Here is a 16,615-nt window from a genome sequence, read left to right as displayed (position 1 = left end):
TGCCGTACTGGTCGGTACGGGTTTCGTAGTACTCGACCGGCGCGTCGAGCGCCGCCAGGTCGCCGGCGTAGCGCGCGCTGTCGCCGTACCATTGCTGGACTTTCGAGAAGAAGCCGAGGATGTCGGCCTGGGTGCGGTAGCTGTCGCCGCCCTTGCTCAGCAGGATGCCGGCGGCCAGGGTCGCGTTCAGGCTCATCACCTTGGCGTGCTCGCGGATCGGCGGCGCCTGGTCGAGCGGACGCAGCATGCCGCCCGCCTCCAGCGCGCCGAGCCAGCCGGCCACCCAGCCGTCCTGGTCGGCCGCCAGCACCGCCAGGCTGGCCGGCGCGGCGGCATCGGCCAGGATCGCGGCGCGCAGCTGGCGCGCATACACGCTTTGCTCGGCGATGAATTCGGCGCGGGTCAGCGGCGTGGCCGCGCCGCTGACGTTGAAGCGGAACGGCATCGCCAGCGCTTCGAGCTTGCTGACGTGGACTTCTTCGTCCGTGGACAGGAAGCGGTCGGCCAGGCCTTCCGCGATCTTGTCGAGGTCGCGCACGCCGCCGGCCAGCAGGCCCTGCGCCTGCCAGTCGGGACGCGCCGCGTACAGCTTGTCGCGCAGGCCTTCGAAATCGTAGGCCAGCCACTCGGCCAGGCCCGGATAGGTCTGCACATTGAAACTGACGCCGGCGAAGCCGCCGGCGGCCAGGTCGAAGGCATAGCCCGGCGCCAGGTTGAAGCCGGCCGTGTTGGCGGCGCCGTCCAGGCTGGCCCAGGGCACATCGCGGCGTAGGGTGCCGTCGGTCGGGGTCGGCCCGTAGGCCTGGGTATTGCCGCCGGCGTCGAGCGTGACGCCGTCGGGCTGGCCGCCGACATTGGTGCCGAACACGACGTACGGCAGGTTCAGCCCGCCCAGCACGTCCTTGCTTTCTCCCATTTCGGGCACGCCGAAGTCGAAGCGCACGTAAGGCGTGTCGACGTTGGTCAGGCTTTGCAGCGTGACGCTGTAGACGCCGCTGGCGCCCGGCTCGAGTTCGCGCGGGCCGCCGATGCCGACCGTGACCTCGGCTTCGATGCTGCGCTCGACCAGGTAACGCACCGCCTCGGTGACGCGCTGGCCGTCCGGATTGATGACGGACAGGTCGTACAGGCCGTGCGGCGCCGCGCTCAGGTCGAAGATGGCGCGGATGTGGGTGGCGTCGAGCACCTGCCAGCGGGCCGGCTCGATTTCGGCCACGCCCGGGCGTCCCAGCTTGACCAGCGCGCCGGCCTTGAAGTGGGAACCGCGGATGTCGACCGTGACCCAGCGGTGGTCGGCGTCGCCGGTGCCGCCCTGGTCCGGCGTGACCGCCGTGATAGACAGCGGCAGCAGGTCGGCGCGCAGCGTGACCGGCGTGTTGGCCGCGCCCTGGCGCGATTTCACCAGCACGTAGTAGTCGCCGGCACGGGTACTCGCGACCAGCGCCTGCTGATCCGGCGCCACGGCGTCAGTATAGGCAGCGTCGAAGGCATACGCGGTCGGGACATCGCCGTAACGCACGTAGATTTCGTTGGCGCCGTCCTGGGCCAGGCTGTCCAGCGCGATGCGCAGCGTTTCGCCGGCGGCGACGCTGACTTTATAGACGCGTGCCTGGCCGCCCGAGAGCGTCGTCTGCAGCGGCGCGCCGACGGCGAGTGCCGGCACGCTGACCTGCAGCGTGGCGCCGGAGGCTTGCCGGTTGTTGGCTTCGCCCGGCGGCAGGTTCAGGCCGGTGGCGGTGTAGGCGATGCGGCCCTCGAACACCTCGTTGTACAGGTCGGGACGCACGACGATGCGCCAGTTGCCGTCCTTTAGCGGCGGCAGCATGGCTTGCAGCGTGGCGCTGTAGCTGGCGTTACCGGCCAGGTCGCCCACGTGTTCGACCTTGCCGAGCAGGATGTCGCCCAGATCCCAGGCGTTGTCGGCCGACAGGTAGAGCGCGTCCGTCCAGCGCCCGTAGGCGGTGTACTGCGAGCTGTTCTGGATCGTGTAGTCGATGCGCACCGGGTCGCCGACGGCGGCCTGGGACGGCAGCACCACCTGCGCCACGGTCAGATCGGCCGGCGGCGGGGTTTCGACCAGCATCGGCTGGGCGGCGGCGGTGGCGTTGTTCTGCTCCTTGCCGAATTCGCGCACCTGGCCGGCGTCGCCGCTGCCAAAGGCGCGCGCCGGATCGGCCACCACAAAGACGTAATACGCCCCTTCCAGGTCGCGCGGCGCCGTCAGGCGCAGGCTGGCGTCATAGCTGGCGCCGGCGGCCAGGCCGCCCGTGTGGGCCAGGTAGCCCACATAGCGGTCCTGGTTGACGTCGAGGAAGCGGTCTTTCGACAGGTAGACCAGGTCGTTCCAGCTGCGGCCGTCGGCCGGGGTCGCACCGCCGGCGTTGAGCACCTGGTAGCGCACCTCGAAGGCCTGGCCGGCCAGTACCGACGGCGGCGCGGTCACGTGCGCCACCTGCAGGTCGGGCGGCGTGGCCAGCGTGATCGGCAATGCGATCGCCTTGACGTTGTTGCCCTCGTCGCGGAATTCGCCGACGCTGCCGGCGCCGCTGCCCTCGAGCACGTACAGGCCGTCGCGGATGGTGCTGGCGATCAGCGGATCGGTGTCGCGGAAGGTGGCGGTATCGGCCTTGACGATGATCTGGAAGTCGCCGCCGATCGATTCCGGCAGGGTGAACGTCGCCGAGTTGGTGTACGACTCGCCTGGTTTCAGGTACGGCGGGGCGCCGGCGCCGACGGCAGTCTGGCGCACGCGCAGCAGGGCTTCGGCCTGGCTGCCGCGGTCGACCAGCGGATAGTCGGCGTCGTCGAGCGAACCGTCGCGCGACAGGTAGACGCCGTCGAACCAGGCATTGGTGCGCACCTCGCGCGTGCCGCGGTTGGTGACCGTCCAGGTGACCGTGATCTGCTGGCCGGAAGACGGGTTCGGATCCGAGACGGTGACCGTATCGACCTGCAGGTCGGGCTCGCGGTAGGTGACGTTCAGGGTGGCGCGGCCGAGGTTGTTGTCGTTGCGCGCGCCCTCGAAGACGCTGTTCTCGTACAGCCCGAGCGCCTGGTCGTTGGTGCCGCTGCGCGCCAGTTCGGCCTGCGGCGCATAGGCCTGCGGGCCGGTCGGCGCCATCGCGTCGGTGATGACGTAGATGTAGTACGGGCCGTCGGTGCCCTGCGGCAGACGGATCTTGGCCGACGCGTTGTAGCTGGCGCCGGCGGCCAGGCCCGCCGCGTTCGCGTGGATCACCGAACCCATGACGGTGGCGCGGCTGGCGATGAAGGTCGGATCGGGGCTGAAATAGACGGTGTCGCGCCAGCTGCGGGTGCCGGCCCAGACGTCGGCGCCCAGGTTCGTCACCGTCCAGCTGACGGTGGTTTCCTCGCCCGAGAAGCTCTCCGGCTCGGTGCTCACGGCCGTCACCTGCAGGTCGGCCGCGGCGACGGCCGGATTGGTGGCGCCGGCGCGGGCGTTATTGTCCTCAATGAGTTCGCGCAGGTTATTGTTGGCGTCGCTCTTGACGATCAGGTAGCGGCCCGTCACCGACGGCGCCAGCTGCACCATCTGTTCGACGGTATAGCGTTCGCCGTTGGCCAGGCTGCGGTTTTGTTCATACGTGCCGATCAGCCAGCTTTCCTTGGCGCTGGCCAGATCCGGGCTGTCGGCCAGGTAGACCCGGTCGGTCCAGCTGCCGGTGAACAGGTCGCCGCGGTTCTGCACGCTGTAGCTGAAGCTGTAGGGCGCGCCGCCCGTGGCTTGCACCGCGGGCGTGACTTCGCTCACCACCAGATCCGGCGGCGCGATGCCGAGGATGGCGATGGCGCGCGCCTTGAAGTTGCTGCTGTCGGCGGTGTTCGGATCGTCCGGATTGGCCGTCGCGGAGGACGACTCTTCCAGGATGGCGTCGTAGGTGTCGCTCCAGACCGTGAGGAAGTAGGAGCCGGACAGCGTGCCTTCGGGGATGACCACCTGGGCGGTGCCGAGGTAATCGGCGCCCACGGCCAGGTTGCCGGTGTGCTTGAACGAGCCGAGCAGGATGTCGCCCTTGGAGGCGCCGGGACGGGTCTTGTCGCGCGCCAGCCAGACGGTGTCCGTCCAGCTGTCGACACTGGCGGCCTCGCCGCGCGTACCGGCGCTGCCGCGGTTGGTCACGGTGTAGCGCACCTCGATGCTGGCGCCATGCACTGCCTGGTCCGGCGCCACCACGGCGCCCGTCACAAGATCGCCGAACGGCACCGGGTCGATCAGGATCTTGGTCGCCTTGGCGTTGTTGGCCTCGTTCGGATATTCGTCGAGGCTGTTGTTGGCGTCAGCCACCACGATCAGCCAGGCGTCGCCGCGGTAGCGGATCGGGATGTCGACCGCCAGGGTCTCGGTCGAATAGCTCTCGGTCGGCGCCAGCGCCGAGCCGTTGTCGAAGCGGCCGAGCAGGACGTCGTCCGCGCTCAGGGTGCCGTCCAGCGACAAATACACCTTGTCCTGCCAGCGGCCGGTGGCGGCCACCGCGCCCATGTTCTGCACCGTGTAGCGGATGGCCGCGCTGGTACCGGCGGCCACGTGTTCGGGCGCCACCACGGCGCCGATGCGCAGGTCGGGGCGCGCGTTCAGGCTCACTTCGGTGCTCTCGCCCGAGACCAGGGTGTTGTTGGCCTTGGCCGCGGCGTGTTCGTAGAGCGTGTTGGTGGCGTTGGTGACCACCCGGATCCGGTACAGGCCCTCGATCTTGGCCGGCAGGCGCACCTGCTCGGTACGGGTGTAGCGGATGCCGCTGTCGAGCCCACGGTCATAGGTGAAGCTGCCCAGCACCACCGGGGTGCCGCTGCCGTCCGCGCGCACCAGCGTCACGGTATCGATCCAGCTGCCCTCGGCGCGCGCCGCGCCTTCGTTCAGCACCGTCCATGAGAGGTCGACCAGCGATCCTTCCTGCGCGGTCGGGTCGAGCACGGCCGCCGCCTCGACCACCAGGTCGGGAGACAGCGAGAGCTGCACCGGAATGCCGAGCGAGCTGCCCTGGTTGTTGTTCCCGTAAATGAACTCGAAGGGGCCGCCGGTCTTGACGTTCAGGTAGAACGTACCCTCGATCCCTTCCGGCAGGGTGACGCTGACGCTGCGCGTGTACTGGTCGTTCACGCCGAGCTGGCCGATATGGCTGGCCGAGGCGAACTTGGCGACGACGTCGCTGCCGTCGGCATTGCGGCTGAGCCAAACGGAGTCCGACCAGGAGCCGCTATTCGTGATGCCGATGCCCTTGTTTACCACCGTCCAGCTGACTTGCAGCGGACGGCCGCTGGCGGCGACGCCTTGCGTGGTGACGGCGGCGACCTGCAGGTCGGCATACGGGATCGGCATGACGTCGACCGTGTGCGCGGCTTGCGCCGTATTGTTCTCGGCGCCGTTTTCGAACACCTCGCCCTTGCTGTCGGAGACCACGAACAGGCGATAGCGCCCGCTGGTGGCAGCCGCCAGCGCGATGCGTTCGTTGCGGGTGTAGCCGGCGCCCGCTTCCAGGGCGCCCTCGTGGCGGAATTCGCCGATCACGCGGTCGTCGCCGTTGCCGAGGATGGCGTCGCCGGACAGGATCACGCGGTCCGTCCAGGCGCCGGTCTTGCCGGCGCCGGTGCCCTGGTTGACCACTGTCCAGGAGACGTCGAGCGTGGCCGGATCGTCGATCACGATCTCGGGCGCATTCAGCGCCGTCACGGCCAGGTCGGCGTAGGGCGCGAGCGTGACAGTGAGACCGTCGAAGCGGCTGTTGTCGGCGCGCGAGCCCTCCGCCAGCACGGAACTGGCATTGGTCGTGACGAGCAGCTGGTATTCGCCCGAGAAGTCGAGCGGCACCATGAATTCGGCCGCGGCGTCGTAGCTGGCGCCGGCCGCCAGCGGGCCGGCGTGCGCGACTTCGGCCATCAGGCGCGTGACGCCGCCGCCGACCAGATACACGCGGTCGACCCAGGCGCCCAGCGCCAGGTTGCCGCCGTTGGCGACCTGCCAGGACAGGCGCAGGTTCTCGCCCGAGCGCACCAGGCCGGGGCCGGTCACTTCGGTCACCGCCAGGTCGGCATGGGCCACCCGCACCAAACCGCTTGCCGCGGCCTGGTTGTTGGTCTCGGCATTGCGTTCGTAGACGGTGTCGTCGCTGTCGGTGCGCACCACCCAGCGGAAGCTGCCCTGCGTGACGTTCGCGGGCACCTTCACGCTGACGCTGCGCTGCACCGATGCGCCGGCGTCGAGGTCGGCCGCGATCCAGTTGTCGGCCATGAGCAGCAAGTTGCCGGCACCGGTGTCGAGATAGACGCGGTCGCGCCATGGCGCGCTGGCCGCGGTCTGGCCGCCGTTGGTGGCGGTGTAGGTGATGGTGACGGTCTCGCCCGGCAGCACGGCGGTCGGGCCTGCGACGTTCGACACCGTCAGGTCGCTGCTCGGCGAGAGCGTGACGCGCAGCAGGCTGGCGCTGGCGCCGACGTTGTTGCCGGTGCGTCCGGTCTCGGTGACGTTGCGGGTCGAGTTGGTGTCGACCAGGACGTAGAAATCGCCCTGCAGGTCGCGCGGCAGGGTTAGCGTGGCGCGCGCGGTATAGCTGCCGTTCGGGCCCAGCTGGCCGGCATGGGTAATCGAGCCGGCCAGGATGATGTCGTCGGCGCTGAGGGTGGCGTCGCGCGACAGGATCACGCGGTCGTTCCAGACGCCGAGGTCGGTCAGGGCGTTGCCGAGGTTGCGTACCTGCCAGCTCAATTCGATGCTTTCGCCGGAGAGCGCGCGGTCGGGCAGGCTGACCGATTCGACGACCAGATCCGCGAACGGGGTCGCCAGTTCGATCGGCGCCAGCGCGCTGAGGTTGTCGGCGCGGGTATCCGGCTCCACCACCTCGAAGCCGCTGTCCGAGCGCACGCCGAGGTAGTACTGCCCTTCCGGCTTGAACGGCAGGTTCACCGTGACCGTGCGCGCATAGCTCTCGCCCGGACGCAGGGTGCCGCTGTGGCGGAAGGTGCCGATCACGATGTCGTCGGCGTCGCCGAACACGGCATCGGTGCTGAACACGACCTGGTCGTTCCAGGCGCCGGAGGTGTCGGTGGCGCCGTCGTTGCGCACGCTCCACGACAGGCTGAGCGGCTGGCCGCCGACGCCGGCCGGCGGCGCCTCGAAGCTGGCGATGCGCAGGTCGGCATACGGTTTCGCCGCCGACTGCGTGTTCAAGGTGGCGCTGTTGTTGTACTCGGCGTCGCCCGCCGGGTTGGTTTCGTACAGGGCGCTCTGGCCCGCGCTGTTCTGGTCGGCGGTGATGCGGATCTCGATCTCGCCCGCGCCGCGCACGCCTTCCGGCAGGCGGAAGTTGAACTGGCGCAGGCGGAATTCGCCGGCCCCCAGCAGGCCCGCGCCCGGTTGCGCCGGGTCGTAGGCCAGGCTGGTGTCGAGCAGCTTGTCGCCGGTGCTGCGGTTGGTGATGACGATGCGGTCGTTGAAGCCGGACGGCGCCGGGGCGCTGCCCCCGTTCCAGGTCTCCCAGCTGATGGCCAGCAGCGCGCCGGCCTCGATCACCTCGGTGCCGACCTGCAGATTGCGCACCGCCAGGTCGGGGCCGGACACCGCGGTCAGGCGCCGCACGTTGTTCGTGTCGCCGCTATCGAGCGCGTTGTTCTCGACGATCTCGGTGCCGTAGTCGCTGGTGACGACGAATTCGTACTGGCCGGCGCCGATCGCGCCGAACGGCCAGTCGAAAGTGAAGGCGCGGTCGACGACGGCGCCGGCGGCCAGGCCGCCCGCATCGTAGCGCAGGTCGGCATTGGCCAGCACCTGGCCGGTGGTCAGATTGCGCACCAGGACGTGATCCGTCCAGGCGCCGTTCACGGCGCCGGTGCCGGCATTGTTGATGCGCCAGTTGACGGTGACGGGCTGGCCGCCGCTCCAGCCGCCGGCCGGTTCGACCGCCAGGCTGGCCACCTGCAAATCGGGATACAGCGCCAGCGTGGACGGCAGACGCACCGTGCTGCTGTTGTTCAGTTCGGCGGCACCGCCGGCGCCGCGTTCGGTCACGGTATTGCCGACGTCGGCGCTGACCTGGAAGGACAGTTCGCCGGCGCCGCGGTTACCGTCCGGCAGGGTGATCACGATCTGGCGCTGGCGCGCGGCGCCCGGCGCCAGCGGTTCGGTGCCGAGGTCGCTGTAGCTGACCAGGTAGTTGCCGATGATTTCGTTGCGCGCCACGTTGCGGATGATGAGGCGATCCTGCCAGGCGGTGTCGGTGGCGCCGTCGCCCGCATTGAAGGTGTCCCAGGTGAGCGTTACCTGCCCGCCCGAGACGAGGGCGTCGCCGGCCGGCACGATGGTCAGATTACGCACCTGCAGGTCGGGGCCCGGCTCGGCGCCGATGCCGCTCAGGACGATGGCCGCGCTCGGCGGTACTGCGGCGACGCTGAAGTTGTAGTTCGTGCTGCCCGTCGTATTGTAGATGCGCCCCTCGATCATCAGCGTGTAGGTGCCGGTGAATGCCAGGGTCACCGGGCCGACGTCGTTGCTGATGTGGGTGCTGTTGAAGACGACGCCGCCGTACGGGTCGAGCAGGCGCCAGTAGGTCTCGCCGCCGGTGTAGCTGCGGTGATCGAAATAGTATTGTTCGCCGGCGTTCGCGGTGAACTTGTACAGGTCGGTCTCGTTGCCGGGGTTGAGCTGACTGCTGACCAGGGTGCCCGGTGTCAGCACGGTGGCCTGGGCGATGTCGGACAGGCGCAGGCTGTAGTTGGCCACGGTGTCGCCGGTGCCGTCGACGGTCAAGGTGTATTCGCCGGCCGCCAGGTCGTAGACCGAGGGCGTGCTGCCGAAGTCGATCGTGTCGGTGCCGCTGAAGGTGCGCGCGGAGACGACGGTGCCGCGCGGGCCGGTCAGCGTCCAGGTCAGGTTGCTGTTATACGTCAGCGAGTCGATGTAGACCGAGGTCGCCTTGTCCAGCGTGAAGGTGTGATAGTCGAGCTGGCCGGCATGGTCGATCCGGCCGGTGACCGGAACGCCCAGGGTCATTGCGGCCCGGTCGTGGCTGACCGGCTGCAGGTTGAAGCTGTAGCTGCTGGTACCGGTTCCATACACGCGGCCTTCGATCAGCAGCGTGTAGGTGCCGGTAACGCCCAGGGTCAACGGGCCGACGTCGCTGCTCATGGAAGTGCGGTCGAACACGACGCGTCCGTTCGGGTCGAGCAGGCGCCAGTAGATGTCGCCGCTCATGCTGCGCGCGTCGGCGAAATAGCGTTCGCCGGCAACGGCATTGAACTGGTACAGGTCGGTCTGGGTGGCGGGCGCAAGCTCGCCGCTGACCAGGGTGCCCGGCACCAACTGCGCGGCCTGGGCCACATCGGCCAGCACGAAGCTGTAGCTGCCGACAGTTTCGGCATTGCCGGCCACCGTCAGGGTGTAGTCGCCGGCGGCCAGGTCGAGCACGGGCGAGCCGGTACCGAAATCGTAGGAGTCCGACCCGTTGAACGCGCGAGCGGCGACGACGGTGCCGCGTGGGCCCGTCAGCGTCCAGTTCAGGCTGCCGTTGTTGGTCAGCGAATCGAAATAGACCCGGGTGGCCTCGGTCAGGGTGAAGTTGTAGAAGTCGCGCTGGCCTGAATGATCGACCGCGCCGGCGACCGGCGTGCCGACCGCCAGCGTGCCCTGCTGGTCGGTGACTTTCTGGACGTTGAAGGAATAGGTCGTGCTGCCCGTGGTGTAGGCGCGGCCTTCGACCATCAGCGTGTAGGCGCCGCTGTAGGCGAGCGTCAGCGGCCCGAGGTTGGTGCTGAACCCCGTGCGGTCGAAGACGACACGGCCGAACGGGTCGAGCAGGCGCCAGTAGGCGTCGCCGCCCGTGTTGGTGCGCGAGTCGAAATAATAACTTTCGCCGGCCTGGGCGTTGAACTGGTACAGGTCGGATTCGTTGGCGGGGCTTAATTGGGCGCTGACGAGGGTGCCGGGCGTGATCGCGGTGGCCTGGGCGGTATCGCTGACGCGGAAGCTGTAGCCGCCGGTGCCGGTGCCGTCGACCGTGAACACATAGGTACCGGCCACCAGGTCGTAGACCGGCGCGCCGCCGAGGTCGTACGAATCGGTGCTGTTAAAGCCGCGGTTGCTGACCACCGTGCCGCGCGGGCCGGCCAGCGACCAGCGCAGGCTGCTGTTGGTGAAGGAGTCGACGTAGATGCGGGTGTCGGCATCGAGCGTCAGCACGTAGTGATCCTTCTCGCCTGTCGTCGACACCACGCCGGAGACGATGCTGCCCAGCGCCAGCGGGGTGCCGGCCGGCAGCGCCGTCACCGGCACGTTGCCGCGCGGGTCGACCTGGAAGCTGTAGGCCTGGGTGCCGGTGCGCACGGCCCGTCCTTCGACCAGCAGCGTATAGGTGCCTGCGAACTGCAGGGTGAGCAGGCCGATGTCGGTGCCGAAGGCGGTCACGCTGCTCACCACGCGGCCGTACGGATCGACCAGGCGCCAGTAGGCATTGCTGCCGATGGCGCTGCGCGAATCGAAGAAGAACTGGTCGCCGGCGGCGGCGTCGAACCGGTACAGGTCGGTCTCGGCGGCGGGACTCAGTTCGCCGCTGACGAGGGTGCCGAGTGCCAGCTGCGTGGCCTGGGCCGCGTCGAGCAGGCGCAGGCTGTAGGCGCCGAGGGTATCGCTGTCGGCATCGACGGTCAGCGTGTACTCGCCCGCCACCAGGTCGAGCAGCGGCGCGCCGGTATAGTCGCCGGAGTCGGTGGCGTTGAAGTAGCGCGCCGAGACGACCGTGCCGCGCGGGCCGCTCAGGCTCCAGTTGAGGGTGCTGCTGCTGCTCAGCGCGTCCAGGTAGACGCGGGTGGCCGCATCCAGGGTGAAGCGGTAGAAGTCGCGCTGGCCGGCGTGGGCGATGTCTCCCGCGACGGCCGCGCCCAGCGCCAGCGCGGCGTCGTCGTTGCTTACCGGCTGCACGTTGAAGCTGTAGGCCTGGGTGCCGGTGCGGCTGGCGCGGCCTTCGATCAGCAGGGTGTAGACGCCGCCATAGGTCAGGGTCAGGACGCCGGCATCGCTGCCGAAACTGGTCGCGTCGACCAGCACGCGGCCGTTCGGATCGATCACGCGCCAATAGGCATTGCTGGTGGAGGCGTTGCGCGAATCGAAGTAGAAGCGCTCGCCGGCGGCGCCGCTGAACTGGTACATGTCGGTGGTATTGGCCGGGCCGAGCGTACCGGCAATCGGGGTGCCTGGCACCAGCGGCGTGGCCTGGGCCACGTCGAGCAGGCGCAGGCCGTAGGCGCCGGTCGTGGCCGAATCGGCATACACGGTCAGCGTGTAGTCGCCCGCCATCAGGTCGTACACGGTCGCACCCGAGATGTCGCCCGAATCGGAGGCGCTGAAGCTGCGGCCCGTCACGACATTGCCGCGCGGGCCGGCGAGCGTCCAGTTCAGGTTCGAACTGCTGGTGAGGGAATCGAAATAGACGCGCGTTGCCTCGTTCAGGGTGAAGCGGTAGAAGTCGCGCTGGCCGCTGGCGTCGATGGCGCCGCTGATCGTCGCGCCCAGTTCCAGGGCGGCGTTGTCGTCGACGACCTGCTGGACGTTGAAGGTGTAGCTGGCGGTGCCGGTCTGGTAGACGCGGCCTTCGATCAGCAGCGTGTAGACCCCGGTGTGGGCCAGCGTCAGCGGCCCGACGTCGCCGCCAAGACCGGTCATGTCGAAGGCGAGCTGGCCGTACGGGTCGATCAGGCGCCAGGTGCCGGTGGGGCTGGTGCGCGAGTCGAAGTAATAGCGCTCGCCGGCCTTGGCGCTGAACTGGTACAGGTCGGTTTCGCTGGCCGGCGTGAGCTGGCCGGTGACCGGGGTGCCGGGCGTGATCGGAGTAGCCTGGGCCAGATCGGACAGGCGGAAGCCGTAGTTCGCGACCGTCAGGCCGACGCCGTCGACCATCAGCGTGTACTCGCCCTCGACCAGGTCGAACACGTTGGCGCCGCTGAGCTCGTAGGAATCGCTGCTGACGAAGGTGCGGTTGCCGACCACCGTGCCGCGCGGCCCGGTCAGGGTCCAGGTCAGGTCGCTGCTGGCCGTCATCGAGTCGAAGTAGACGCGGCTGGCCGCGTCCAGCGTGAAGCGGTAGAAGTCGCGCTGGCCGCCCTGCGAGATCGCGGCATTGACCGCCGTGCCGAGGGTGAGCTGGGCGACGTCGTCGCTCACGCGCTGGGCATTGAAACTGTACTGGGTGGTACCGGTGGCGCCGATGCGTCCTTCGAGCAGCAGCGTATAGGTGCCGTTCGCGGCCAGGGTGACCGGGCCGGCATCGCTGGCGAACGAGGTGCGGTCGAATACGACGCGGCCCCAGGTGTCGAGCAGGCGCCAGTACAGTTCGCCGCCCGAGCTGCTCAGGCGGTCGAAGAAGTACTGGTCGCCGGCCTTGCCGTCGATCTGGTAGAGCGCCGTCGCGTTGGCCTGGTCGAGCTGGCCGCTGACGACCGTATTGGACGCGATGCGGGTCGCCTGCGCCGTATTGGCCAGGCGGAAGGCGTAGGGCGTGGCGAGATCGCCCACGGCGTCGATCGTCAGCGTGTATTCGCCGGCCACCAGGTTGAGCAGCGGCGAGCCGGCGAAGTCGTTCGAATCGGTGGCGTTGAAGCTGCGTGCGGCCACCGGCGTGCCGCGCGGCCCGGTGAGCGTCCAGTTCAGGTTCGGGTTGCTGGTCAGCGCGTCGAAATACACCTGGGCCGCCGCATCGAGCGTGAAGGTATAAAAATCGCGCTGGCCGGCGTGCGCGATCGCGCCCGTGGTGACGGCGCCGATGGTCAACGCGGCGCTGTCGTCGCTGACCTGCTGCAGCTGGAAGCCGTAGCCGGTAAGGCCGGTGGCGCCGGCGCGCCCTTCCACCAGCAGCGTGTAGACGCCGTCGTGGGCGAGCGTGAGCGGGCCGCTGTCGGCATTCAGCGCGGAGCGCTCGAACACCACACGGCCGAACGGATCGAGCAGGCGCACCCAGGCGTCGCCATTGCCGGACTGCGTGCGCTGGTCGAGGTAGTAGCGTTCGCCGGCGGCGGCCACGAACTTGTACAGGTTGGTGGTATTGGCCGCGTCGAGCTGACCCGTGACCGGTGTGCCCGCCGTGATCGTGGTGGCCAGCGCGGTATCGAGCAGGCGCAGGCCGTAGGCGCCGACGGCGTCGTCGGCGCCATCGACGATCAGGGTGTAGTCGCCGGCGACCAGGTCGTAGACCGGCGAGCCGGCCGTGAAATCGTAGGAGTCGGAGGCGTTGAAGGCGCGTGCCGACACCACCGCGCCGCGCGGCCCGACCAGCGTCCAGTTGACGTTGGTGTTGGCGCTGAGCGCGTCGAAGTAGACCTGTCTGGCGTCGCTCAGCGAGAAGCGGTAGAGGTCGCGCTGCCCGGCGTGGGCGATGCTGCCGGCGATGCTGGTGCCGATCGTCAGCGCGGCCGCGTCGTCGCTCACGTTCTGGACGTTGAAGCTGTAGTTGGTGCTGCCGGTGGCGTTGACGCGGCCCTCGACCAGCAGGGTGTAGGCGCCGGTGTGTGCCAGCGTCAGCAACCCGATGTCAGTGGCCAGCGCGGTGGCATCGGCGACCAGCTTGCCGTACGGGTCGAGCAGGCGCCAGTAGGCCTGGCCGCCGGTGGCGGACAATGCATCGAGGTAGAACTGCTGTCCGGCCTGGGCGTCGAACTGGTAGACATCCGTTTCGGACGCGGGGCTGAGCTGTCCGCTGACGGCGGTGCCGGGCGTGAGACGGGTGCCGGCGGCGATGTCGAGCGCGCGGAAGCTGTACGGGAGGACGCTGCCGTCGACCGTCAGTACATAGGTGCCGGCCGCCAGGTCGAGGATCGTGGCGCCCTTGGCGTCGACCGCATCGGTGGTGGCGAAGGCGCGGTTGCTGACCACGGTGCCGCGCGGGCCGGCCAGCGACCAGCGCATGCCCGTATTGCTGATGAGCGCATCGAGCACGATGCGGGTGTCGGCGTCCAGCGTGAAGCTGTAGCGGTCCTGCTGGCCGAGGACGGTGGGCGCCCCGGACACGGTGCTGCCCAGCGCCATCGGCGTCGTGCTCGGCAGCGCCGGCGGCGTCGCCTGGCCGCGCGCCTCGACATTGAAGGTATAGGCGGTGCTGCCGGTGGCGCCGGCATTCCCCTCGATCATCAGGGTGTAGATGCCATCGCGCTGCAGCGTCAGCGGGCCGACATCGGTGCCGCTCAGGTTGCTCGGCCCGAACACGGCATTGCCGTAAGGGTCGACCAGGCGCCAGGTCGGCGCGATGCCGGACACGCCCTGCGCATCGAAGAAGTACTGCTCGCCGGCCTTGGCAGCGAAACGATACAGGTCGCTTTCGCTGGCCGGACTGAGCGTGCCGCTGACGGGCGTGCCGACGCTCAGCATGGGGGTATAGGCCAGGTCGAGCAGGCGGAAGCCGTAGTCGCCCACGGCGTCGCCGTTGCCGTCGACGACGAGGCGGTAGGCGCCCGCCGCCAGATCCAGCAGCGGCGCCGGCTGGGTCAGGGAACTGGCGTAAGGCACCTGGGTGGCGATACCGGCGGCGATGCTGTACGAGGTGCCGGCAGCCGGCGTGAACTGGCTCAGGTAGGTGCTGCCGTCGGTTACGCCGCCGGTGACGCCCGACGATGGGATCGAGACCAGATCCAGCATGGCCTGGTCGCTGCCGCGGTAGAAGGTGACCTCGTAGACCAGCGGCGTCGCCGCAGGCGAACTGCTGTAGTTATAGCCTTCCACGCGCAGCTTGAAGGCGTCGCCGATGTGCTGGGTGTAGAGCTTGAGCAGGCGGCGGTCGCCCGGCAGGATGTGGATGCCCGGCTGCGCCGGACTGCTTGCACCGTTGCCGATCTGGCCCGAGCCGCTGTTGAAGGTGATGAAGGCATTCGAGCTGACGAACAGGTTCGCATACTGCTGGCCGAGGAAGCTGATGTCGAACGGTGCCTTGACCTGGACGAAGCCGTCGTCCATGTCGCCCTCGTAGGCCAGCGTCATGCCTTCCGAACCGAGAATGCGGTTCTGGGTATTCAGGAAGTTGCTGCTGATGACTTCGCCGCGCGGGCCGGTCAGCGACCAGCCGATGTTGCCGTTCGCGGTCAGCGAATCGAACACCACCTGGGTCGCGGCGTCGAGCGTGAAGTCGTAGACATCGCGCTGGCCGGCGACGGCGATGCGGCCGTCGATGGTCGTGTCGAGCGCCAGCGTGGCGGCATCGTCGGTGACCTTCTGGGCGCTGAAGCTGTAATTGGCGCTGCCGCCGGCGCTGACGCGCCCCTCGACCAGCAGCGTGTAGGCGCCGCCGTAGGGCAGCGTCAGCACGCCGACGTCGGTGCGCAGCGTGGTGCGGTCGAACACCAGCTTGCCGTAGGGGTCGAGCAGGCGCCAGTAGACGTCGGCGCCGGCGCTGGCGGCGCCGTCGAAATAGAAACGGTCGCCCGCTTCGGCCATGAGGGTATAGATGTCGGTCTCGCGCGCCGGATCGAGCGTGCCCGCGACGGTCGCGCCAGCCGCGATCGGCGTACCCTGGGTCAGGTCGGACAGGCGGAAGTCGTAGCCGCCGGTGGCATTGCCGCTGCCGGCAATGGTCAGCGTGTAGTCGCCGGCGACGAGGTCGACGATCGGTGCGCCGGTATAGTCGGCCGAGTCCGAGGCCGTGAAGCTGCGCGCCGACACCACGGTGCCCTGCGGCCCGGTCAGCGTCCAGTTCAGGTTGGCGTTGTTGGTCAGCGCATCGAAATACAGCTTGCTGGCCTGCTCCAGGCTGAAGGTATAGCGGTCGAGCTGGCCCGGCAGGGCGACGGCGCCGCTCACGCCCACGCCCAGGTTCAGGGTGGTCGTCTCGTCGACCACCTTGCGCGCGCTGAAGCTGTAGTCGCGGGTGCCGGTGATGTCGATCTGGCCTTCGATCAGCAGCGTGTAGCTGCCGGTCAGCGCCAGCGTCTGGTTGACCATGCCGTCGCTCATCCGGGTCGGGCCGAACACGGCCACGCCGGCCGGGTCGTACAGGCGCCACCACAGGCTGCTGTAATTGGTCGTCAGCTTGTCGAAGGCGAAGCGGTCGCCGGCCACCGCGTCGAAGCGGTAGACATCGGTCTCGCTGGCGGGGCTGAGCTGGGCATTGACCACCTCGCCCGGTGCGATCTGCGCCGTCTTGACCAGGTCGATCAGGCGGAAGTTGTAGGCGCCCGTAGTATCGCCCACGCCATCGACGGTGAGCGTGTAGTCGCCCGCGATCAGGTTCAGGAAGGGGCTGCCGGTGGCGCCGTTCGCGTCGGAAGCGCTGAAGCTGCGGCTGGACACCTCGACGCCGCGCGGGCCGCTCAGCGTCCAGTTCATGTTGCCCGAGTTGGTCAGCGCGTCGAACACGATGCGCGCGTCCTGGGCCAGATTAAAGGTGTAGCGGTCGACCTCGCCCGGCACGTCGAGACTGCCGCTGATGTCCAGCGCCGGCACCGGATCGGCCGCCATCATCACGCGCGGCTCGATGGCCTCGAAGCGGATCGAACGCGGCACGGCGGCCGGCGCCGGGCGCTGTGGCGCTGTCTTGCGTACCAGGGCCTTGCGCACCGCGCCAAGCAGCGGCCGGAGCAGGCCCGGCTGGTTGTTGTTCAGGGGGGCACTTGCTTTCGATTCTGGCTTGGACAT

General features: G+C 68.9%; 1 protein-coding gene (cut by a window edge). It reads right to left on the bottom strand.

Annotated elements, in window-relative coordinates; genetic code table 11:
• Positions 1-16,615: the start of a CARDB domain-containing protein gene (locus tag ASF77_RS07865; protein ID WP_056337288.1), read on the bottom strand. It extends 17,597 nt beyond the left edge of the window; only the first 16,615 of its 34,212 coding nucleotides appear in the window; the start codon lies at positions 16,613-16,615; the stop codon falls past the left edge of the window.

It is taken from the genome of Massilia sp. Leaf139 (assembly GCF_001424165.1).
GTDB lineage: Bacteria > Pseudomonadota > Gammaproteobacteria > Burkholderiales > Burkholderiaceae_D > Telluria.
This window is presented reverse-complemented; position numbering and strand designations above follow the sequence as displayed.